At 52.4% G+C, this 20,400-nt stretch carries 20 protein-coding genes and 1 pseudogene; 7 read left to right on the forward strand and 14 right to left on the reverse strand.

The genetic code is table 11. The annotated features are described in order from the left end of the window. Positions 1-13: 13 nt before the first annotated feature. Entirely contained in the window at positions 14-1,804 is a 1,791-nt protein-coding gene (locus tag BN3279_RS21920; protein ID WP_059053974.1) for a sensor histidine kinase, read from the reverse strand. Between the two features lie 103 nt (positions 1,805-1,907). Further along, positions 1,908-2,771: an AraC family transcriptional regulator gene (locus BN3279_RS21925; protein ID WP_059054645.1), complete on the reverse strand. Its 864-nt coding sequence runs from the start codon at positions 2,769-2,771 to the stop codon at positions 1,908-1,910. 128 nt (positions 2,772-2,899) lie between these two features. Between BN3279_RS21925 and BN3279_RS21930 the strand changes: the two genes are divergently transcribed. Next, on the forward strand, positions 2,900-4,438 hold the full coding sequence (locus BN3279_RS21930; RefSeq protein ID WP_059053976.1) for a sulfatase family protein: 1,539 nt from the start codon (positions 2,900-2,902) through the stop codon (positions 4,436-4,438). Positions 4,439-4,525: 87 nt separating this feature from the next. On the opposite strand, the gene BN3279_RS21935 is transcribed toward BN3279_RS21930, so the two are convergent. Further along, positions 4,526-5,059: a chromate transporter gene (locus BN3279_RS21935; protein WP_059053978.1), complete on the reverse strand. Its 534-nt coding sequence runs from the start codon at positions 5,057-5,059 to the stop codon at positions 4,526-4,528. A gap of 17 nt (positions 5,060-5,076) precedes the next feature. Continuing rightward, entirely contained in the window at positions 5,077-5,712 is a 636-nt protein-coding gene (locus BN3279_RS21940; RefSeq protein ID WP_059053980.1) for a chromate transporter, read from the reverse strand. 281 nt (positions 5,713-5,993) lie between these two features. Here BN3279_RS21940 and BN3279_RS21945 point away from each other — a divergent pair, with 281 nt between their 5' ends. The 6 genes and pseudogenes from BN3279_RS21945 to BN3279_RS24395 all read left to right on the forward strand — a co-directional run bounded on the left by BN3279_RS21945 (position 5,994) and on the right by BN3279_RS24395 (position 12,114). Beyond that, a complete protein-coding gene (locus tag BN3279_RS21945; RefSeq protein ID WP_059053983.1) occupies positions 5,994-7,184 on the forward strand; it encodes an ROK family protein in 1,191 nt (396 codons plus the stop codon). 37 nt (positions 7,185-7,221) lie between these two features. Next, positions 7,222-8,379: an anaerobic sulfatase maturase gene (locus tag BN3279_RS23610; protein WP_089153497.1), complete on the forward strand. Its 1,158-nt coding sequence runs from the start codon at positions 7,222-7,224 to the stop codon at positions 8,377-8,379. A 33-nt stretch (positions 8,380-8,412) separates the two neighbouring features. Next, on the forward strand, positions 8,413-9,306 hold the full coding sequence (locus BN3279_RS23615) for a LysR family transcriptional regulator (RefSeq protein ID WP_059054647.1): 894 nt from the start codon (positions 8,413-8,415) through the stop codon (positions 9,304-9,306). Between the two features lie 204 nt (positions 9,307-9,510). Beyond that, positions 9,511-10,710: a M20 family metallopeptidase gene (locus tag BN3279_RS21960; RefSeq protein WP_232436907.1), complete on the forward strand. Its 1,200-nt coding sequence runs from the start codon at positions 9,511-9,513 to the stop codon at positions 10,708-10,710. 35 nt (positions 10,711-10,745) lie between these two features. Then, positions 10,746-11,780: pseudogene (locus BN3279_RS21965) on the forward strand (YfcC family protein); the annotation flags it as partial. A 91-nt stretch (positions 11,781-11,871) separates the two neighbouring features. Beyond that, the gene (locus BN3279_RS24395) at positions 11,872-12,114 is read left to right on the forward strand and encodes a hypothetical protein (RefSeq protein ID WP_262362545.1); all 243 of its coding nucleotides are present in this window, start codon (positions 11,872-11,874) and stop codon (positions 12,112-12,114) included. A 23-nt stretch (positions 12,115-12,137) separates the two neighbouring features. On the opposite strand, the gene BN3279_RS21970 is transcribed toward BN3279_RS24395, so the two are convergent. Genes BN3279_RS21970 through BN3279_RS22015 form a run of 10 tightly spaced genes read right to left on the reverse strand, consistent with a single transcriptional unit; the run spans position 12,138 to position 20,280 of the window. Further along, a complete protein-coding gene (locus BN3279_RS21970) occupies positions 12,138-13,100 on the reverse strand; it encodes an NAD(P)H-dependent flavin oxidoreductase (protein ID WP_059053987.1) in 963 nt (320 codons plus the stop codon). Next, complete coding sequence (locus BN3279_RS21975) at positions 13,097-13,864, reverse strand: energy-coupling factor transporter transmembrane component T family protein (RefSeq protein WP_232436908.1); 768 nt, start codon at positions 13,862-13,864, stop codon at positions 13,097-13,099. The genes BN3279_RS21970 and BN3279_RS21975 overlap by 4 nt, the downstream gene beginning before the upstream one ends. Positions 13,865-13,890: 26 nt before the next feature. Further along, positions 13,891-14,745 carry an ATP-binding cassette domain-containing protein gene (locus BN3279_RS21980; RefSeq protein ID WP_059053991.1) on the reverse strand — a complete coding sequence of 285 codons (855 nt, stop codon included), beginning with the start codon at positions 14,743-14,745 and terminating at the stop codon, positions 13,891-13,893. Next, positions 14,730-15,491 carry an ATP-binding cassette domain-containing protein gene (locus BN3279_RS21985; RefSeq protein WP_059053993.1) on the reverse strand — a complete coding sequence of 254 codons (762 nt, stop codon included), beginning with the start codon at positions 15,489-15,491 and terminating at the stop codon, positions 14,730-14,732. The genes BN3279_RS21980 and BN3279_RS21985 overlap by 16 nt, the downstream gene beginning before the upstream one ends. Next, positions 15,491-16,321 (reverse strand): SDR family NAD(P)-dependent oxidoreductase, encoded by an 831-nt coding sequence (locus BN3279_RS21990; protein WP_059053995.1) that lies wholly within the window; start codon positions 16,319-16,321, stop codon positions 15,491-15,493. Before BN3279_RS21990 ends, BN3279_RS21985 begins: the two co-directional genes overlap by 1 nt. 3 nt (positions 16,322-16,324) lie before the next feature. Next, on the reverse strand, positions 16,325-16,669 hold the full coding sequence (locus tag BN3279_RS21995) for a MaoC family dehydratase (protein WP_059053997.1): 345 nt from the start codon (positions 16,667-16,669) through the stop codon (positions 16,325-16,327). Next, positions 16,662-17,048, reverse strand: coding sequence for an FAS1-like dehydratase domain-containing protein (locus tag BN3279_RS22000; protein ID WP_059053998.1), 387 nt, complete (start codon positions 17,046-17,048; stop codon positions 16,662-16,664). The genes BN3279_RS21995 and BN3279_RS22000 overlap by 8 nt, the downstream gene beginning before the upstream one ends. Beyond that, positions 17,045-18,196 (reverse strand): thiolase family protein, encoded by a 1,152-nt coding sequence (locus BN3279_RS22005; protein WP_059054000.1) that lies wholly within the window; start codon positions 18,194-18,196, stop codon positions 17,045-17,047. The genes BN3279_RS22000 and BN3279_RS22005 overlap by 4 nt, the downstream gene beginning before the upstream one ends. Next, entirely contained in the window at positions 18,193-19,698 is a 1,506-nt protein-coding gene (locus BN3279_RS22010) for a class I adenylate-forming enzyme family protein (protein WP_059054002.1), read from the reverse strand. The genes BN3279_RS22005 and BN3279_RS22010 overlap by 4 nt, the downstream gene beginning before the upstream one ends. 18 nt (positions 19,699-19,716) lie before the next feature. Beyond that, positions 19,717-20,280, reverse strand: a complete 564-nt coding sequence (locus tag BN3279_RS22015; protein ID WP_316245768.1) for a biotin transporter BioY — start codon at positions 20,278-20,280, stop codon at positions 19,717-19,719. Positions 20,281-20,400: the final 120 nt, after the last annotated feature.

Raw genomic sequence — 20,400 nt, forward strand, 5'->3', positions numbered from 1 at the left:
CTCATCCCCTCTTTCAACGATGTGTGTCCTTCTCCTCCAGCCGGGGGAACCTGATCTCTACCTTCGTATACCACCCTGGCTCACTATACAGCTTGATTCCATACGGCTCGCCAAACCTCCGACGTATCCGCTCATGAGTATTGCGCACTCCCATGCCCGTAAATCGGGAGGCTGTTCCATGGGCTGGTCCCGTCCCCCTCGTCAAAGCATCGATATGTTCTTTGTCCATCCCCTTGCCGTTGTCCATGACCTCTATCTTTAAATCCCCATCCTCCTCATACACCCGTACCACCACATAACCTCCGTGGGCCGAGGGCTCCAAGCCGTGCACCAATGCGTTCTCAACAATTGGCTGCAAGGATAACTTCACGATCTGGCAATCCAGCAAAGCCTCGTCCTCGATCTGAAAATGAACGGGAACCGGCTCCATGAATCTGTATTTGGCGATGGCTACATAGCTGCTTACATAATCCAGTTCCTCCCGCACCGTCAGCAACTCTCGGGAATTCCCCAGCACACCGCGCATTAGCTCAACCAAAGCCCCGGACACCTCTTCAATATTAGGCACGCCATTTAGCTTCGCTAAATATTTGATCGTATTCAGCGAGTTATAGAGAAAATGAGGCCGGATTTGCGCCTGCAAGGCCGTCAGCTCTGCTTCCCGCTTATCCTGTTCACTGGTACGTATGTCTTCCATTAGCCGCTTCAACTCGTCAATCATCGTAATAAATACCCGGTACAGGTCACCGATTTCATCCCTGGTCTCAATCTCCGTCCTCGGAAAGTCCAAATTTCCATCCTTCACCCGCATCATCATCGTCTTCAAGCGGCGGATATGAAGTGTGGTGCGAAAGGACATCTGCAGCGACCCGATCAAGACGATGATAAAGACCACCACCGACACCTCAACCATCAAATTGCGAATTCTGATAGATTCACTCAGCAGGGAACCCAGAGGAATCAGGGCCCTGGTTGTCCAGCCCGTATATTCCGACTTTCGGCTAACGACAATATAAGGTTGCCCGTCAATGATCTGCTCGACGGGTTCCACCGTGTTCGTTACTGCCGCCGTATCATAGATGACCTTCGACATGGCGCCCGAGATGGAGCTCGGTGCGGAATCCGACTGGTAGACCAACTCCTTCTGTCCGTCCAGCACGTACAGAACACTATCATCCGTTGGCTTCACGCCATATGTGTTGCGAATAAACTCATATTTCAAATCAACCATAACCACACCGATGGTCTCACGATCATAACGAAGCACACGGCCTACAGAAATAGCTTCAATGCCGCCTTCATACTTAAAGTAGGCATGTCGCTCCCCATGCTGGAGCATGAAATCCATCGTCTTCGTCTCCAGAAAGTTACGATCGATCCATGGTCCGCCGGAGAAGAACACCTTACCGTTCAGACCAATTACCGCTATCCGTGTAATGTAAGGCTTATAATCAATCAGGCCGGACAGATATTCAGTAATTCGCTTCTGCTCCTGGAACCATTCATAGCTGATCTCCTCGCTTGGACTCAGTACCGTATCGATCACGGTATTTTTGTTCGTCACTACTACCGTGTTTAATCGATCGATTTCAGTCAACATCACGTTCAGAGATTCATCGGCCTGACGGATGCTGTCCGACACCGAGGTGATTGCGTTGCGCTTGATCGTATCACGCATATTAACATAGATAATGCTAGTGATCGCAACGATTGCCAGCAGCGTTAGCAAGCCAAAAGCAATAAATATTTTCCCCTGGATTCCCAGTCTGGGTGAAATCCATTCGCGTAACCTGGCCAGCGTCATAGGCTATGCTCCTTTGTAGCAAAATCAGAGTCGAATAAATAGTAAGCGCTTACCAAATGCACTTGAAATAAGCCTACCCCTCTATAATAGTTTCCGCTCCCTCTCAGGCGCTGCCCTCAGCCCGCATGACCAAAGGAGGTACCTTATAATAAACCTTGAAGGCCCGAGTGAACGTGTACAAGTTCGGATAACCCAGAGACAAGGCAATTTCCGTTACTGAGGCATCCGTCTCCCTTAATAATTGTTTGGCCTTATCCATACGGATTTGCTGTAAATACTTCTGCGGTGAAACTCCCACCTGTTCGGCAAATATATTGGAGAAATAAGACCGATGTACCCCCGCAAATGCAGCCACCTGCTGTACGGATATCCCTTCTGTAGCATGGAGGTCCATAAATTCCATACATTCGCGTATCCAGTCCGAAGGTTCGTTTGGCTGCACAGGCACAGGTAGCGTGCCCGGAATAAACTCCGCCAACAGACCGCAGATGAGCGACTGCAATTCCAGAGCAATGGCAGGATTGCCCCTCTCTACGGCGGCCATCTTACCAAGCATCTGCTTCAGCAGTTCTTCAGCTTGGGCCGTTGTTAGCCCTTGACCATAGGGCCTATCGGGCGTAACTCCGGCCAGACGCAGCAATGACTTCACACGGCTGCCGTCCATCGCCAGCCAGCTCATTTGCAGCGGCTCTTCCGAAGATAGGGCGTAATAATTGTACGTCCTGCCCGGGAACAAGCAGAACAAGTCACCGCTCCCCAGTTCAATAGACTTGTCGGCAAATTCAAGACATAACCTGCCGGCATGTACAACGTGCAGACTGTAGCATTCGATTCGCTTAGGTCCCACCCGGTAGTGAGCTTTAGCTATACTGTTGCCGCCGCGAACGGGCCACAACCGCGCCTCTTTGTCCCACTGTCCAGGCGTATAGTAGATGAACTCAGCAAATTCATGGTCATACTCCTGCATGCTCACCAAACCCACTCCTTTCCTGAAAATTTATTGTTGTATACAACAAAATGACAACCTTTAGATAACAGAAGGACATTTATTAAACATTGATATTACACTATTATCATAATAGGAGGGGATATTTTTTGTCTAGTAAACCTAACATTTTACTAATTACAAGCGACCAACAGCATTGGGATACCATCGGTGCATTTCAATCGGAAATTTCCACACCTAATCTGGATCGTCTGGCCCAGCAAGGGACAACATTTGGCCGGGCTTACTGCCCCAACCCAACCTGTACGCCAAGCCGCTCTTCCATGATTACTGGCCTGTATCCCAGCCAGCATGGAGCCTGGACCTTGGGCACGAAGCTATCAGAAGACCAACCCACCGTTGGTGATGCTTTCAATGAAGCAGGTTATCAAACCTCACTGATCGGTAAGGCACATTTTCAACCCTTAAAATCTACGGAAGCTTATGAATCCAAGGAAGCCTATCCGATTCTTCAGGATCTGGAATACTGGAAGGGCTTCCATGGACCATTCTATGGATTCGATCATGTGGAATTGGCTCGCAATCATACGAATGAAGCCCATGTCGGCCAACACTATGCTCTTTGGCTGGAGGAACAGGGTTGTCACAACTGGCGGGACTACTTCCTGCCACCTACCGGCACGATGGACCCGGAGCAAACCTACAAGTGGCCAATTCCTGAGAAATATCATTACAACACCTGGATTGCCGAACGTACAAATGCCCGGCTGGAAGAACACCAGAAAGAGGGTGACCCCTTCTTCCTCTGGGCCAGCTTCTTCGATCCACATCCAGAGTATCTGGCCCCCGAGCCTTGGGATACGATGTATGATCCCGAGAAGCTGACGATTCCGGGCCTTGTACCAGGGGAGCATGATCGCAATCCTCCTCATTTCGGCTTGACCCAGGAGGATGATCCTGATTTCTCCCATCTGATGGAGACTGGCTTTGGCATTCATGGCTACCGATCCCATCACTACTACGAGTATGGGGCCAAGCATCGCCTGACCGAATACGACAAGAAGAAGCTGGTCGCCGTCTACTACGGCATGATCAGCCTCATGGACAAGTATATCGGCCGAATACTCGACAAGTTGGATGAACTTGGTCTGGCCGACAATACACTGGTGGTCTTTACGACCGATCACGGCCATTTCTTCGGGCAGCACGGTCTGCAAGCCAAGGGCGGCTTCCATTATGAGGACTTGATCAAGCTGCCGTTCATCGTGAGATACCCGGGCAAGGTCCCTGCCGGCCAACGTTCCGATGCGATCCAGTCACTGGTAGACCTGGTGCCGACCTTCCTGTCCTTCTGCGATTTGCCGATTCCGTCATCCATCGCCGGCGTAGATCAGAAGAAGGTGTGGCTTGGTCAGCAAGATCAGGCACGGGACCACGCCATATGTGAATTCCGTCATGAGCCCACCACAATTCATCAGAAGACCTATGTGGATGCCCGCTACAAAATTACGGTGTACTACAACCAAACTTACGGGGAAATTTTCGATTTGCAGGAGGACCCGAAGGAACTGCACAATCTGTGGGATGAGCCCGGGTATGAACAGTTAAAGACAGAATTGCTGCTTAAATATGTATGGGCCGAGCTTGGCAAGGAACCCTTGGCCATGCCAAGAATTCACCACGCATAGATCAAACTAAGCACTGCCTACAATAAACGACGCCCCTGCCGCAAATCGCAGCCAAGGGGCGTCGTTTATTTTTAAAATTGATCAATTTTAGAACAAGACAATTCCGGCAATAGCCGATAAACCAATGACTGCAAAAGGGTGCAGCTTGTATTTGGCTACCAGCAGCAGCGAGCCGCCGCTAATCAACAACGTTCCTGCCATCGTCCAGCTAAAGAAAGATTCTGTTCTTCCGCTGAGCCCGAAATGAATAGCTGCATATATGATCAGACCGGTCACGATGGGACGCAAGCCATAGAAGGAAGATTTGACCCAGTCGTTGCCTTGGAGACGCATAAAGAATGCGGTAATAAAAATGACGATGAGAAGTGAAGGTAAAATAATGCCAATCGTCGCCACAATGGCTCCCCCTACTCCCGCTTGAGAGTAACCGATTAGCGTCGCGGCATTAGTGGCAATGGAGCCCGGGGCCATGCCTGCCAAGGCTACGATCTCCTGGAAGTCAGCGGCATTCATCCATTGCTTGTCAGCCACCTCCCGCTGAATCAGCGTCATGACCGCATAGCCACCACCAAAGGAAATAAGTCCGACCTTGATAAAGACCAATAATAACTCCCATAACATGGGCAAGAAAGCTCCTCTCAAATATAATACTCGGGAAAATGAAGCTCATGCTTCTCCTTCAGGGTTGCCCGCTCTGTTCGCACGGTAATCCCGTATTTGCGCTTAATCATCACAATAAGGACCCCGACAATTGGTCCTCCCGCAATCAGATATAGCGAATGAATGCCAGTGAATAATAGTAGCCCGGCTGCCGCTGCGGCAATAAGCAGCGTAGTAGCGTCGAGTATGGACGTTCTCCACATTTTGGCCGCTGCCAGAATAATAAGAGCGACCACCGCCGCATGGATTCCCTTCAAGGCCGCTTGGACCTTGGCATGATCCTTGAAGAAGGCGCTCAGCAAGCTAAGCAGGAACACAATAATGAAGGTTGGCAGCGTAATTGCAGTCACCGCGGCTACCGCGCCTGCTACACCCGCCAGACGATAGCCGATGAAGGCGGCAGAGTTAACAGCCACGCCTCCGGGAGCCGATCCGGCGATCGATACCATGTTGCCCATTTCCTCGCTATCCAGCCAACCCTTTCTGTCGACAATTTCCTTCTCAATAGTTGCAATCATCGCGTAGCCCCCACCAAAGGTAGAGGGTCCGATTTTCAAGAAAACTGCGAATATTTGCCCGATCAATTGCATTCGCTGGATCAGCGCATGATTCATCTTGTCTCACCCTTTTCTGTTTGTCATGCCTCACCGCGAAAGTGGTAGTCTTAGTATAACATAAAATAATTTCATTTTGGATTAAAGTTTTGGTAATATAGTGTCTATAGGTCATTCATCTAGAACAAATAAGTTTAAAAACCAGAGATTTGGATCCACAAAAAATTCTTTTTGAAATTATCTTGATTATTCAGATGATATTAACTGGAAATTCTGTGGTACTGCCGCTATACTAAAAATATATCCCGACTAAATAACTTGGAAATGGAGAAAGGTATTTTATGATGGTTCATCCCAATCCACCGCTAAAAAAACAGGTGTATGCTCATATCTCCTACCTCGGGACTGCCTCCAAGGCCGATTTGCTACAAGATTTTCCTATAACCAGCAGCAGTATGACACGTTTACTGGAAGAAATGACCTCCCAAGGCCTGATTCTCGTTTCAGGCCTCGGTGATTCAACCGGCGGCAGAAAGCCGCTGCTATTTCAAACAAATCCAACCTACCGATACGTATTTGGACTGGAAATATCCCGCATTTATTCTACGCTGGGTTTGTATGATATGCACCTCAATACCTTGTCCCTCACCCGCTGGAGTATGGATGAGCAGATGACGCCGGAACGGCTGGTCAGCCTGGTCGCGCAAGGAGCGCAGCAATTCCTGGACCAGCATGGTATCTCTACTGAGGCCGTTCTGGGCATTGGCATAGGAGCCGTTGGCCCCTTGAACCAGAAGACGGGCATTATTCTGGAGCCTGAATGGTTCCCGGCCCCCTTGTGGAAGAACATACCGATTTGCAGTATGTTGGAAAGCTTATTGCATATTCCGGCCAAGCTGGACAACGGGGCCAATACGGCTTTGATTGGCGAGCATTGGGCCTTGCGTGACAACCATATCCAGCATGCGCTTTATGTCCATGCCGGGGTCAGCATCCGCTCTGCCGCCATGTCGGGTGGACAAGTTCTCCGCGGGGCCGCTGATACGGAAGGTGCCGTCGGCCAGATGATTATTCAAGCCAACGGCCCACGCCTAAGGGAGAGCGGGAATTATGGGGCGCTTGAGGCCTTCGTATCCGTGCCCGCCCTGGAGGACCGGGTTCGCACCCAGCTTAAGATCGGTCGGGAAAGTCTGCTGTCCGGCATGCCTCCCGAACAAGTCAACTTCACTACACTGGTCGATGTACTTAATCAAGGCGATGCGCTGGTAAAGGAACAATTTACGGAGACCGCCGCTTATCTCGGGATTGGATTGTCCAATCTCATCAATGCGCTGCATCCCGAATATGTGATTTTGGGCGGCCCGCTCGTCACTGCACATCCCGTCGTTTTCGATACCGTACTAGAGATTGCCAAGAAGAATACGTACCATTATCCTGAATACAACCCTGTCTTCACGCAAGGGGCGCTCACTGATGAAGCGGTAGCTACCGGGGCCGCAGTGATGGTTATACAGCAATGGACAGGGGAATGATGGGTTTCCAGACAACAAGGAGGGATAAGCCGTGTCGATGGGCTGTATGCAAAGTGGGCATTCCGCGCTAGGCGTCATGTGGAAGACCGTATCTGAGGATTGCAATCTGGCATGTGATTATTGCTACTACAGTACCTGCGGCGGCAAGACCGGTCCGCGCATCAATCGTATTGATTCTGCCCTTCTCGATAAATTTATTCAAGATTATATGCAGTATAGCCGAGGGGCCGCTACCTTTGCCTGGCAGGGCGGCGAACCACTGCTCGCAGGTTACGAATTCTTCGAGGAGGTCGTGGCTCGTCAGGCCATGCATGCTCCGCCGCATACGGTGATCAGCAATTCCTTGCAGACGAATGCAACCTTGATCAATGACCGCTGGGCGGCCTTCTTCAAGACCTACCAGTTCCTGCTGGGAGTGAGTATTGACGGCCCGCAGGAGATTCATGATGCCCGCCGGGTTAATGCTGCTGGCAAGGGCAGCTTCGATCGGGTGATGGCTGGCATCGAACATCTGCGGAGGCATGAAGTCGACTTCAACATTTTAACTGTTGTGCACAAAGGGAACGTCGGCAAAGCCCGCGAATTGATGGACTTTTACCGTGAGCAGCACTTCCGTTATGTTCAGTTCATCCCCTGCATGGATTTCCGTTCCCAACAGGTGGACAAGCCCGGCGTATATGAGATTACTCCCCAGGAATACGGTCAATTTCTCTGTGAAATATTTGATCTCTGGTATCAGGATGGGCAACCGGATGTCTCGGTGCGTTTCTTCGATAATATGCTTAGTGTTTATGTAAATGGACAGGCCGAGCATTGCATACATCAGGCCTCCTGCCCCACCAGCCTGGTGCTGGAGCAGAACGGAGATGCCTTCCCTTGCGATTTCTTCATTAATGAGCAGTGGAAGGTTGGCAATGTGGCCGAAAATTCCATCGCCGATATGCTGTCTCACCCTAACTTTGCCCGGTTCCACCAAATGAAGCCCGCGCTTCCAGACAAATGCCGTTCTTGCCCATGGCAGCGTCTTTGCTACGGAGGTTGTCCGCGCAATCGGCGCTGGAATGCAGAGGAGAATCAAGCGGGGCCGGATTACTTCTGCGAGAGCTACATGCAAATTTATGCCTACGCACATGAGCGGATGCTTAAGCTGGGTGAGAAGCTGCGCAACGAGCAGTATGCCCGGCACTTACGCTAATGACAATGGATTGGAAGAAAGGAGCCTGGCCGCGTGGATGACAAGGACGCCGCCATTTTGCAGTATTTAGGCGAAGAACAAAGCTTGACCAAAGCATCGGAAAAACTGTACATGACCCAACCGGCTTTAACTTACCGAATTCAACAGATGGAACGGGAATTTGGTGTACCGCTGATAGTAAAGCATGCCAAGGGAACCTATCTGACCCCTGAAGGGGAAGCATTAGCTGCCTATGCCCGAAAATCCCGTGAGGATTTGATGCAATTAAAGGATCGGCTGCTTAGCATGGGGGGACGGATGAAGGGAACGCTCCGTTTGGGAGTGGCCAGTTATTATGGCCTGTATAAGCTCCCTCCCCTACTGAAGAAATTTCGCGATGTATACCCCGAGGTTCAATTCAATGTGACTTGCGCGCTGAGTCCCGAGGTGTTGGGCATGCTTGATGCTCAGGAGATTCATGTCGGGATCGTGCGCGGGGATTTTGCCTGGAAGGATGCCAGCTATCTGCTCCATGACGAGCCCATCTGTCTGATTGCTGACACGCCGCTCTCTTTGCCAAGCCTGCCAGAGCTGCCGTTAATTCGTTATGCTCAGCCAACAGCCAAAGCGATGCGGCAATCCCCCTCCCGGTTTGGGGACACCATTCAGGCCTGGTGGCATGAGCACTACGACGTCCCTCCCTTTGTCGCCATGGAGGTTGACTCCTATGAGACCTGCAAGGAGATGGTCAAGCATGGACTTGGATATTCATTTGTTCCCGGCGTGTTTGTCCGTCCCGAGGATGGCCTGTATACGCTTGAACTGAACCACAAGAATGGGGAGGCGCTGCGCCGGAATACCTGGATGCTGTATGGCACCCCTTCCCTGGAACTCACGATCGTTGCCCGCTTCATTGAATTTATGAATGCTGAGCATCCCTCCAGTTAACCTGACTGGCCTCGCCGATGGGCGGGGCTTCTTTTACGTTCCCCTCTCCCATAAATATTTTTTTGGACAAGTGCAAAAAAATATCAATTGTACATCCCTATCCCAGAACCTTATTATTTGATTCAGACAAATGCATAAATATGCAGAGCGGATATACGATTAGCTACATGTCACAACATAATGGATAAGATGGGGGAAGCGATGATGAATACCGAAGCAAAGAAAGACGATATTATACAGGCAGTCGATGAGCGTGATGAAATGCTGCGGAGCATTTCACAGCGAATCCATGCCCACCCGGAGGTAAGCTTCCATGAACATCAGGCCCAGGGCTGGTTAACCGAGCCACTGATTGCCGCCGGGTTCAGTGTAGAGAAAGGTATTTCTGGCTTGCCTACCTCCTTCCGGGCAACCTGGGAAGGTACACCCGGTGGTCCAACCATCGCCTTGTTAGCCGAATACGACGCACTTCCAGGCATCGGGCATGCCTGTGGACATAATCTGATCGGCACAGCAGCAGTAGGCGCTGCATTGTCTCTGAAAGCCTCCTGCCCTGACCTTCCTGGCAAAATAGTTGTTCTGGGCACACCGGCTGAGGAAGAAGGCGGCGGTAAAATCATCATGTGCGAGGACGGGGTGTTTGATCAGATTGATGCGGTCATGATGTGTCATCCTCAGAATAAAACGATGGTGCTGCGGGGCGCCCTTGCTTGTGTAGATGCTACCTTCACCTTCCACGGCAAGCAAGCCCATGCCTCTTCTGCTCCTGAGAAGGGAATCAGCGCGCTGGATGCCCTGGTGAATGCCTATGTATCTATTAACTCATTACGGCAATTTATGAAGGATGATGTTCGTATTCATGGCATCATTACCAAAGGCGGCGATGCGCCAAACGTCGTTCCGGAGCTCGCCGAAGCTGTATTTATTCTGCGCGCGGCCAATGTTAATGAGCTTGAAGAGGTCCGGCACAAGGTTTACCGAGCGGTACGGGCAGCGGCCGAAGGCACTGGTGCCACCGTCGATATCAGCGAAGGACTGATCTACGCTGAACGCAACAATAACGAGAAGCTGGCCGAGCTGTTTGCCGACAATTTGCAGAGAATGGGCATCGAGGTTAATGATCCACCACAAAAGGGCGGGGTTGGATCATCGGATATCGGCAATGTCAGCCAGGTGACCGCGGCAATCCATCCCTATATCCGGCTGGGCAACGCCAATACGCATACGCCGGAGTTTGCCACTCTGGCAGGCTCCGAGGAGGGCATGATCGAGTTGAACCGCGCGGCTAAAGCGTTGGCGCTGACTACCTATGACCTATGCAGCAACCCGGAAGCTCTTAAGCAAGTACGCCATGAATTCGAGGCTTGGAAGGCACAGAAAGACGGAGGCACATCTCACACATGAACACGAAGACTAACACATCACGTCAATGGCTTAAGATGCCTCACACCTACGTTATTTTAATTCTCCTGACCCTGGTAGCAGCGATTCTGACTTACGTTGTTCCGTCAGGGGAATTTGAAAGAATCCAGGATGAAGTTACCGGCAAGACCCTGGTCGTTCCGAACTCCTATCAAGCGGTGGAAGCCAGCCCCGTCGGACTGATTAGCCTGCCTCAGGCTGTCGTCCACGGACTGGTCGATTCCGCAGACGTAGTCTTCTTCATTCTGATTATCGGCGGTACTTTTGAGATTATTTCTTCCACTGGCACGATTGAAGCCATCACGGGCCGGGTAGCCCGCAGGTTCGCCAATCAGGGAAAATGGGTGATTCCGATCTTCATTACCCTCTTCTCGATAGCCGGCTTCACTATGGGGATGTCTACAGAAGTCATGGTGTTTGTCCCTGTCGGCATCGCCATTGCCCGAGCGCTTGGCTTCGATGCCTTGACCGGAACTGCCATGATCTCGTTGGGAGCAGCCTGCGGCTTCACCGCAGGGATTCTGAATCCCTTTAACGTTGGACTGGCTCAGGCCATTGCGGAAGTACCGCTCTTCTCCGGGGCCTGGCTGCGGGTCATTCTGCTGATTTGCCTGATCGCGGCGACTAGCTTGTACATTATCCGCTATGCTTCCAAGGTCAAGAGCAATGCCGCGCATAGCCTGGTGCATCATCTGGAGCAGGAATCCGGCACGCCAGACCTGGATTTCTCCAACCTGCCACCGATGACACTCAAGCATTATTTAACGATCGCCACTGTCGTCTTGGGCTTTGGGTCTCTAATCTGGGGTGTATCACAGAAGGGCTGGTGGATCGAGGAATTGGCTGCCCTGTTCCTGAGCATGGGTATCGTCTGTGGCTTCTGTGCCGGATACGGCCCTAGCCGCATCGCCAGCGAATTCGTCAAAGGAGCCAAATCCATCACCTATGGCGCCCTCATTATCGGCTTTGCCCGGGGCATCATCATCGTATTGGACGAAGGCCGCGTCATCGACACAATCGTCAATAGCTTGGCCGGAATCGTCGGAGAACTGCCGGGTTCCGTGCAGGTCCTGGGCATGTTCGCCTTCCAGAATGTCATGAATATCTTCACTCACCTCAGGAACCGGTATGGCGGTGACCACTATGCCAATCATGGTGCCGTTATCCGACCTGCTTGGCATCACCCGCCAGACTACGGTCCTGGCCTTCCATTTGGGAGATGGCATCTCCAACATGATTCTGCCAACCTCCTCTGCACTGATGGGCAGTCTGGCCGTCTCCGGCATTCCTTATCAGAAGTGGGTCAAGTTCTTCTGGCCTCTCATGTGCATCTGGATTGCGATTGGTGCCGTATTTATCGTCTTTGCCAACATCATCAAATACTGACTATTACATCAGCGCTTGGGGGATTATGCTCTCCCCCAAGCGCTTTTAATTTGTCTGGCTTCCTGAACCATTCGATCGATCAATTCCGATACGGTGGGGACATCCTGGATCAGACCTGTCACCTGACCGGCCCAGCCGAAGCCCGCTTCCTCGTCGCCATCATGAATCCACCTTTTGTTGACCTCCCCGCTAATCCATGGTTTGAGCTTCTCGTAGCCGGGATTGCTGCGCTCCAGCTCCAGAATATGCTCAGCAACAGAATTGCGCAGTACCCTGGCAGGAGATTGAATCGATTGCTTGATAATGGCCGTGTCGGCCTCCGAGTTCTCAATCAGGGCATGCTGATAAGACTCCGCTGCCGCGGTACATTCCTGTGTTGCAATAAACCGGGTGCCCATCAAGATTCCCTCCGCCCCCAAGGCCTGGGCCGCCATCCAGCCACGTCCGTCACCAATTCCTCCGGCTGCAATGACGGGAATTTGCACCGCATCTACCACGCGGGGAACCAATACCATCGTGCCTACGCCATCACGTCCCAAATGTCCTCCACCCTCATGTCCGACCGCAATGACTGCCGTGGCTCCTAGCTGCTCCGCCTTCTGTGCCTGCCTGCGAGAGGATACCAGTACCAAGGTAGCGATATCGGTAGCACTCAGGATTTGCAAGATCTCGGCCGGATTGCCCCCTGTTATAGAGACGACCGGAACCTGCTCTTCCATAATAATCTGTAGCCGATCATAGAAATCGGCATGATGCATACCCATCGCCAAGTTCACACCAAAGGGCTTGTCCGTTAGCGCCCGAGCCTGCTCGATTTCCCTGCGCAAGGCAGCGGCATCCGGAAGGCTCATGGCGGTAATTTGTCCCAAACCACCTGCATTGGACACGGCGGCCGCCAGTCCCGCATCCCCCAGATAGGCAAGCCCCCCTTGAATGATGGGATATTTGATACGCAATAGCTGGGTCAAACGTGTGCTCCAGTTCATCCTTTTATCCTCCAAATCATAAATAGCAGTACGAGCAAGCACCCGCCTGCCCAGAAATCCTGTGCCCGTAGAGTCAGCGGCCTGAACGTGCTCCTGCCCTGTCCATTCCCGAACGCCCTCGCCTCGATAGCCATCGTTAGCTGCTCGGCCCGCTGAATCGTTGTCATGAAGAGTGGAATGACGATAGGAATATACGCGAGCAGGCGCCTTGGCATTTTTACCGCAGCCAGATCATACCCCCGAGCCTTCTGCGCTAATATAATCCGCTCCAGTTCCTCCATAATCGTAGGGATGAAGCGAATGGCAATGACGATCATCAAGGAGATTTGGCTGATAGGCACTCGTAGTCTGGACAACGGGGATAACAGACTCTCTAGCCCTCGCGCCAACACCAAGGGCTTGGTCGTCAACGTTAATATCGATGCTGTAATAATCAATAACACAAGCCGCCAGGTAACAGATACTCCAGCCCAAATTCCCTCTTGGGTTAACGTGATCCACGACCAGGACCAGATCGTATGCGTCCCTGGTGTAGCAAGGATATTATAGAGAAAGGTAAACAACAAAATAAGCCGTAAAGGTCGCAGCATTTGCCAGTAACTGCCCCAAGGAACCTTTGACATGAACACCACGAGTAGCACAAACACGGTAATTACCACGTATTGCCCCAGCATCCGCAAAGACATGACGCCAAGCATCACCAGCAACATGCCCAGCAGCTTCGTCCGGGGATCAAGCTGATGAAGCAGGGAATCTCTGTCCATGTATTGCCCCAATATCATTCTATTGCTCATTTCTTAAGTCCTCTCGCCTGCCATACCGGAATGATGCTGTGCAGAATGTCCTGCTCCCGGCAGCTAGCCGGTTCTATTTGTTGTCCTGACAATTCCTCAATGAGCTGCAACAGTTGTATGGCTTCCGGCTGTGGCAGCCCGGCCTGTTGTAATAAATCGGAATGATCAAGAAACAAATTGCGAGTCGGCTCATGCCCAAGCAACCGTCCCTCATGAAGCAGCATCACCTCGTCCGAATACTCCGCTACATCCTCCATATGATGTGAAATGAATACTACCGTATGCTGATTCCCCTGCTGCCAGGTACGGAGCATTTGCAATATGTCCACTCGGCTGGATGGGTCAAGTCCTGCGGTTGGCTCATCGAGAATCAGTAGCTTCGGGTCAGGTAGCAGCACAGACGCCAACGCGACACGCCGTTTCTGGCCCCCACTTAGCTGAAAAGGAGCCAATGACAGCAGCTCTTCATCCAAGCCCACCAGCGGCAGCACCTTCTGAATGGCCTTCTCAATTTGTGGGGAAGACCAACCTTGCATACGAGGGGCAAAAGCAAGCTCCTTGTACACCGTTGTCTCAAAAATTTGATGCTCGGGATGTTGGAATACCAGACCGATCTCTGGCAGGACTGCCACCTGACCTCGGGAATCGCGGGGTAAAGGCTGTCCATGAAGGGTGTAGGCTCCATCAAACGCAGGAATAAGCCCTTTCAGCAGATGGGCCAGGGTTGATTTACCGGCTCCACTGGCTCCGATCACGGAGATCCACTTTCCCTCCTGAAGGGTGCAGCTTATTTGCCGAAGAGCGGTCCGTCCAGCATAGCTCACGCTTACTTCGTCTAACAGGTATGCCATTTCGCGCGAATCAGCTCCTTCCAGTCCGGAGTAAGGGGAGCGTCAACACCTAGCGCAAGTTGCATACGTGCGGCAAAGGGCGGCTGTAGCCCGTATTCGGCTAATGGAAGTGTCCGGAACGCCTCCGAAGGTAGCCCGTCATAGACAAGGTGCCCTTCGTGCAGGACCAGAACCCGCGGGGCATGCAGCGCTTCTTCCATGTGGTGAGTAATCTGCACGAGAGTCACCCCTTGCCGGTGCAGTTCTCCAAGAATGGACATCATCTGCTGCCGACCCTGAGGGTCCAGCATGGAGGTGGCCTCGTCGAATATAATCAGTTGGGGCCTCATGGCAAGGACGGCGGCGATGGCTACCCGCTGCTTCTGGCCACCGGACAACTGGTCCGGTTGGGCCTGCCTGTATTCCTCCATCTGAACGGCCCGCAAGACCTCATGCAAGCGCTGGTGCATCTCTTCCCGGGATAGTCCGATATTCTCCATGCCAAACACGATTTCATCTTCCACCGTCGTGGTGATGAATTGGTCATCCGGATTTTGAAAGACGATACCTGCCTGCATGTTCTCCCTATGGATGTGTCCCCGTCTAGGCAATTGCAACCCCGCCATCAGGAGAGCAAGCGTCGACTTGCCAGAGCCATTGCCGCCGATTATAGACACGAACTCGCCCGGCCGCAGCGTCAAGCTTACCTGTTCCAGAACCGGTTGCCCGGCCCGGTAAAAAAACTCTACCTGCTTAAGTGCAAGCATTATCCCTTACCCCCACTTCTCCAGCGCTCGAAAGCCAACACTGGATCATTCGTCGTCCATTGTTTGACCGGCTTCTGCCATAACGTCACCGTAGTACCGTTAACGCCAAAGATTTCACCGGTCAAATGATCGTCTGGCTGCTTCAGGAGCAGGTCGATGAAATCAGCTACTTCCTCTGAACTTCCTACGTTCCAGAATTCAGGAAAGGGCTCATTACGAAGGGCATGCTTGGCCTGCAAGTGTTCAATCACGGGTCTCGTCATATCAGTCAGCGCGGCCGGAGCTACGCCATTCACCCGGATACGCTCCCCGCGCAGTTCCTCTGCCAGCGTCCAGACCATCCCCAGCATTCCCGCCTTGGCCGCACTATAGTTCACTTGTCCCTTGGAACCTTGCAGCCCGGCCGTTGAAGTCATCAGCACGATATCGCCACCGCGCCCGGACATATAGGGGAGCACTCCCCGGATACAGTAGAAAGCACCGCTCAGATGCACATTCAACACCGATAGCCATTCCTCATCCGTCATCTGCTTGCATTTGCCGTCCTGCAAATGACCTGCATTATGAATGAGGACGTCAACCGGCCCCGCTTCTTCGGCAATAGCCTTCATCATCGCAGTCACCTGTGCGGCATCTGCTACATCGGCACAATAACCCAAGGCCTCCCCGCCTTGGGTATGTATCTCTTCTACAACTAGCTCAATAGCGGACGGCCTTAGGCCATTTACGGCTACAAGGTAGCCACTTCGGGCAAGCTGGAGGGCCAGACTGCGGCCAATTCCCCGAGTCGCACCGGTAATGAGAGCAATCCTCCGATCAGGTCTATTCACCGTTCAAGCCTCCCTCACTGTGAGATAACCCCGGGCTACGAGGTCGCCATTTTTTTCAGTCACCGTAATCTCAATTTCATCATTCACAGGAGCGTAGTCAAAACAAGCCACCGTATCCACAAGCAACGGGCGGATGAAAGTCATGCGAGAAGTTTTAATCCAGAAGGTGGGGTGCTGGCTTACATACAAGGAATGCGCCAAGCCCATAATATACATGCCGTGGGCGATCGGGCGCTCAAAGCCGGCTTGCTCCGCTGCATCAAGCTCAAGATGGATGGCAGACGTATCGCCAGAAGCGACCGCATATTGCCGCAGGGCTTCCTTCGTTATCTTCACTGCCTTATTCATCTCCTGTCCCCTCTCTGGAAATTAACACCGTGTCCGCTGTCACGATTAACTCACCCTTACACCAGCATTCCAGCCGATGAGTATACAAGGTTAACGTACCGCTGCGGCCTGTTTTTGTCTCCCGTTTCATTAACGTCAACTCGCAAGCCAGTACATCTCCCGCCTTCAAAGGAGCCTCATAGTTAAAGGACTGCTGACCATGAATCAGCGCCTTCTCCTGAGCCAGCCACGGCACCTCATCAGTATGCCAGAAGGTGATTGGCATCGTTGGCGGGGCAATCAGGTGACCATCCCGCTTCTGCAAAGGAGCTTCCAGGCTATCCCCATAGGCCGTAATAGCTTTGGCTGTCAGATGATGGGGAAAAACAAGTCTTGTCATAGAGCAGCCTCCACCAGAGTTGCCATCCCCAATCCTCCGCCGACACCAAGCATGGCTACCCCACGCTTGTAGGGCTTGTATAGCATCTCTGCATACAGACGGGTCATGAGAATCGCCCCCGATGCCCCATAGGGATGGCCCAAGGCCAGCGCCCCGCCAGCAAGATTCACTTTCTCCAGCGGAATCCGCAGTTCCTGCAAGGACCCTAGCACCTGAGCAGCAAAAGCTTCGTTGAACTCCACAACATCCAGATCATCCACGGTTAGCTGTTGCCTTTGCAGTAGACTGCGTAGCGCCGGGACGGGACCTAGTCCCAAATAGTGTGGGTCTACTCCCACCACCCTCGCATCTACAACACGCAATACCGGCTGCAGCTTCAGTTCGCGGCATTTCTCTGCCGACATGATGAGCACAAGTGCTGCCCCGTCATTAATAGGACAGGCATTCCCGGCTGTGACCGTTCCTTCTTCGAGAAAAACAGGCCGGAGCTGTTGCAGCTTGTCCAGACTGGTATCCACTCTGGGGCATTCGTCCTCGTGAATCCATCTGCCTCCGGCTTGGATCGGCACAATCTCTTGCTTGAATCGCCCCGACCGCTGAGACAGCACTGCCTTCTCATGGCTGCGCAGAGCATACAAATCCTGGGCCTCCCTGGTGATGCCGCAGGCATGAGCCACATTCTCCGCCGCTATTCCCATCTCCGGATCACCATAAGCAGCAGGGGTAAATGGTGCCCGTGTATACAGCTCGGGCACGCCCGCCAGCGCCTGCGGCTTGCGCATCCGCCATGGCGCCCGGCTCGTGCTCTCCACTCCTCCGGCCAAATAAATCTCACCGGCACCGCTTTGAATCAGCCGTGCCGCCATATGAATGGCCTCCAGGCCGGAGCCGCACTGGCGATCAATCGTAACGCCGGGGACGCTAACGGGAAGACCGGCCTCCAGAGCTGCAACCCGGGCGATATTTCCGCCCGGGCCAACCACATTGCCGATGATTACATCATCCACGGAGTCATGCGCTAATCCCGTATCTGAACATAGCTGTCTGATGAGCGATGCCAGTAACGCTTCCGGCTCAAGCATGCTGAGCACTCCCCCCATACGTCCAATAGGGGTGCGCTTCGCCATAACGATGACCGCCTCTGTCATAAGATGATTCCTCCTTCTATCGCCTCCATCATCTGCTGGCGAGCTACCTTGCCGCTGCTTGTATAGCAGAAACTGTCCACGCTAATAAGCTCCTTGGGGATTTTATAACTGGCTAACTTCTTAAGGCAATAGGACCTGATATCCTCCAAGGCCCACGGCGAGCCCTCACGCCATTGAATGATAGCCGTGACCTGTTCGCCCCAATGATCATCAGACTTGCCGAACACCATGACCTCCTGAATGGAAGAAATGTGCCGTAGCACCTGCTCCACTTCCTCCGGGAAGACCTTCAGGCCGCCTGTTTTAATCATGTTCTGGGAACGTCCCGCCAGATAGAGCGCACCATTACCGTCCATACATACATAATCTCCGGTGCGAAGCCAGCCAGCCCGAAATACAGCCTCCGTCTCCTCGTTTAGCCCATAGTAACCGGCAAACATCATCGGACTCCGAACATAAAGTAACGCCGCTGCCCCCGGTGATACTTCGCAGAAATCCTCATCGCGAATGGACACCTCTACACCCTTGAAGGGCTTGCCCAAGCAGCCTGGCTGCTGTTCCTCGCTCGTCACATCGGCATAGCTGATATAACTCGCCTCAGACGAACCGTAATATTCATAGAGTCTGGCTCCGGCAAAGCTCTCCCTGCATCGCTCTTTGGATTGTTCAGACCATAGCCCCCCCGAACTGATTAATGCTCCAATCGAGTACGGTTCATCCTTGGCCATCTGAATCAGCCCATCGATCATGGTCGGCACCACATACAAGATCATCCCCGGAATGCCGCCGCACAGCTTCAGCACATCCGCTGCGACAAATTGCGTCTGCATATGGAAGGTCCCGCCGCTAACCAGGCACTGCATCAGAGCAAACAACGAGATGGAATGGGCCAAGGGCCCGGGAGCCATCACATCCTCCATACAATTCAATCCAAACGCTTCACCCGTAGCCTGAAAGCTCCGAAGCCATGAGCTATGCGTACGGGTATACCCCTTGGGCATCCCGGTTGTCCCTGAGGTGAAACCGATGAACAACAGTTCATTCACTGTCTCCATCGTGGATTCCGGCTCTTGAGCAGCCAACCATGCATCATAGCTTCCTGGCAGCTCAAGCTCATCGTCACCGGAGAAGGTAAGGCGCTCACAGCCACCTTCCTCCCACCCCTCGATTGAATTCAGTTCCCGATCACAAACCAGCACTTGGGGAGTACACTGCCGAATTACCTCAGCCACTTCGTCCGTACTCCATTTGGGATCAAGCACTACCGGCACTCCCCCTGCACAAACGGCGCCTAGAAATACCTCAACGAATTCCACTCGATTCCTCGATAGAATCGCGACCTTATCGCCTGCAACAAAACCGCCAGACATCCGCAAGCCTACGGCCACCCTTTGCACCCGTTCCACGAGTTCGGAATACGTCAATATCCCCCGCGTGTGAGAAATAGCCACTTGACTCGGTTTCACTTTGGCGTGACTTAATATAGGTAATAGTAAATTCATGTTCCATCACTTCCAAACTCAAGATGCTGAGCTATGTATTTTATCCTCAATGGGACTGACCGCTCTAAGCTGCATAGCAATCAGAGTTGCGGCTACAGCCTTGATCAAGTCGCCTGGGAGATACGCGGCTGCGCCGAGCATTCCTGCCCAGATCGATGTATTCGTAATCAGCGCCATCATAGGAGCGCCAATCAAATTTACCAGCAGGACGCCAAATACGATATGAATGAACAGCAGCTTCCACGTCTTCATGTTACGCCACACTTTTTCCGTAGCCCAACCGATCGCATAAGCGGCGATAGGAAAGCTCAAAATATACCCGGCCGATGGACCGACCAGTGCAGCGAATCCCCCACGTCCACCAGACAATACCGGCAAGCCGATAGCCACCAGAACAATGAACAAGAGCAGGCTCATCGCCCCCGTTTTTTTACCCAAAAAAGACCCGGCCAGCATAACCCCCAGCGTCTGCGCCGTAATGGGAACAGGGATAAAGCCTAACGGAAGGGGCGGAAGCATGCCCAATACAGAAATAAATGCAGCTAGCAGCGAAGCATATACCAAATCTTTTGTCTTCATCATTGATCCTCCACCTATTGCGAAATGTATGCTTTGAATTATATTTCGCCTCTCTCCAATTGTAAACCTATTTTTATCAAATTAGGTTAACAATAGATTCATTGATGTACTTCTACTTGTTGC

Origin of the sequence: Paenibacillus senegalimassiliensis (genome assembly GCF_001486585.1) — a bacterium.
GTDB classification, from domain to species: Bacteria; Bacillota; Bacilli; order Paenibacillales; family Paenibacillaceae; genus Fontibacillus; species Fontibacillus senegalimassiliensis.

Coding starts and splice junctions, on each gene's coding strand:
- BN3279_RS21935 (WP_059053978.1), bottom strand. CDS start 5,059: ATGTTATGGGAGTTATTATTGGTCTTTATCAAGGTCGGACTTATTTCC.
- BN3279_RS21925 (WP_059054645.1), bottom strand. CDS start 2,771: ATGCAGGAGTATGACCATGAATTTGCTGAGTTCATCTACTATACGCCT.
- BN3279_RS24395 (WP_262362545.1), top strand. CDS start 11,872: ATGCCAATCATGGTGCCGTTATCCGACCTGCTTGGCATCACCCGCCAG.
- BN3279_RS21920 (WP_059053974.1), bottom strand. CDS start 1,804: ATGACGCTGGCCAGGTTACGCGAATGGATTTCACCCAGACTGGGAATC.
- BN3279_RS22015 (WP_316245768.1), bottom strand. CDS start 20,280: ATGATGAAGACAAAAGATTTGGTATATGCTTCGCTGCTAGCTGCATTT.
- BN3279_RS22005 (WP_059054000.1), bottom strand. CDS start 18,196: ATGACAGAGGCGGTCATCGTTATGGCGAAGCGCACCCCTATTGGACGT.
- BN3279_RS21970 (WP_059053987.1), bottom strand. CDS start 13,100: ATGAACTGGAGCACACGTTTGACCCAGCTATTGCGTATCAAATATCCC.
- BN3279_RS21960 (WP_232436907.1), top strand. CDS start 9,511: ATGAATACCGAAGCAAAGAAAGACGATATTATACAGGCAGTCGATGAG.
- BN3279_RS23610 (WP_089153497.1), top strand. CDS start 7,222: ATGGGCTGTATGCAAAGTGGGCATTCCGCGCTAGGCGTCATGTGGAAG.
- BN3279_RS22000 (WP_059053998.1), bottom strand. CDS start 17,048: ATGACAAGACTTGTTTTTCCCCATCATCTGACAGCCAAAGCTATTACG.
- BN3279_RS21940 (WP_059053980.1), bottom strand. CDS start 5,712: ATGAATCATGCGCTGATCCAGCGAATGCAATTGATCGGGCAAATATTC.
- BN3279_RS21980 (WP_059053991.1), bottom strand. CDS start 14,745: ATGGCATACCTGTTAGACGAAGTAAGCGTGAGCTATGCTGGACGGACC.
- BN3279_RS22010 (WP_059054002.1), bottom strand. CDS start 19,698: ATGAATTTACTATTACCTATATTAAGTCACGCCAAAGTGAAACCGAGT.
- BN3279_RS21945 (WP_059053983.1), top strand. CDS start 5,994: ATGATGGTTCATCCCAATCCACCGCTAAAAAAACAGGTGTATGCTCAT.
- BN3279_RS21975 (WP_232436908.1), bottom strand. CDS start 13,864: ATGGACAGAGATTCCCTGCTTCATCAGCTTGATCCCCGGACGAAGCTG.
- BN3279_RS21995 (WP_059053997.1), bottom strand. CDS start 16,669: ATGAATAAGGCAGTGAAGATAACGAAGGAAGCCCTGCGGCAATATGCG.
- BN3279_RS21985 (WP_059053993.1), bottom strand. CDS start 15,491: ATGCTTGCACTTAAGCAGGTAGAGTTTTTTTACCGGGCCGGGCAACCG.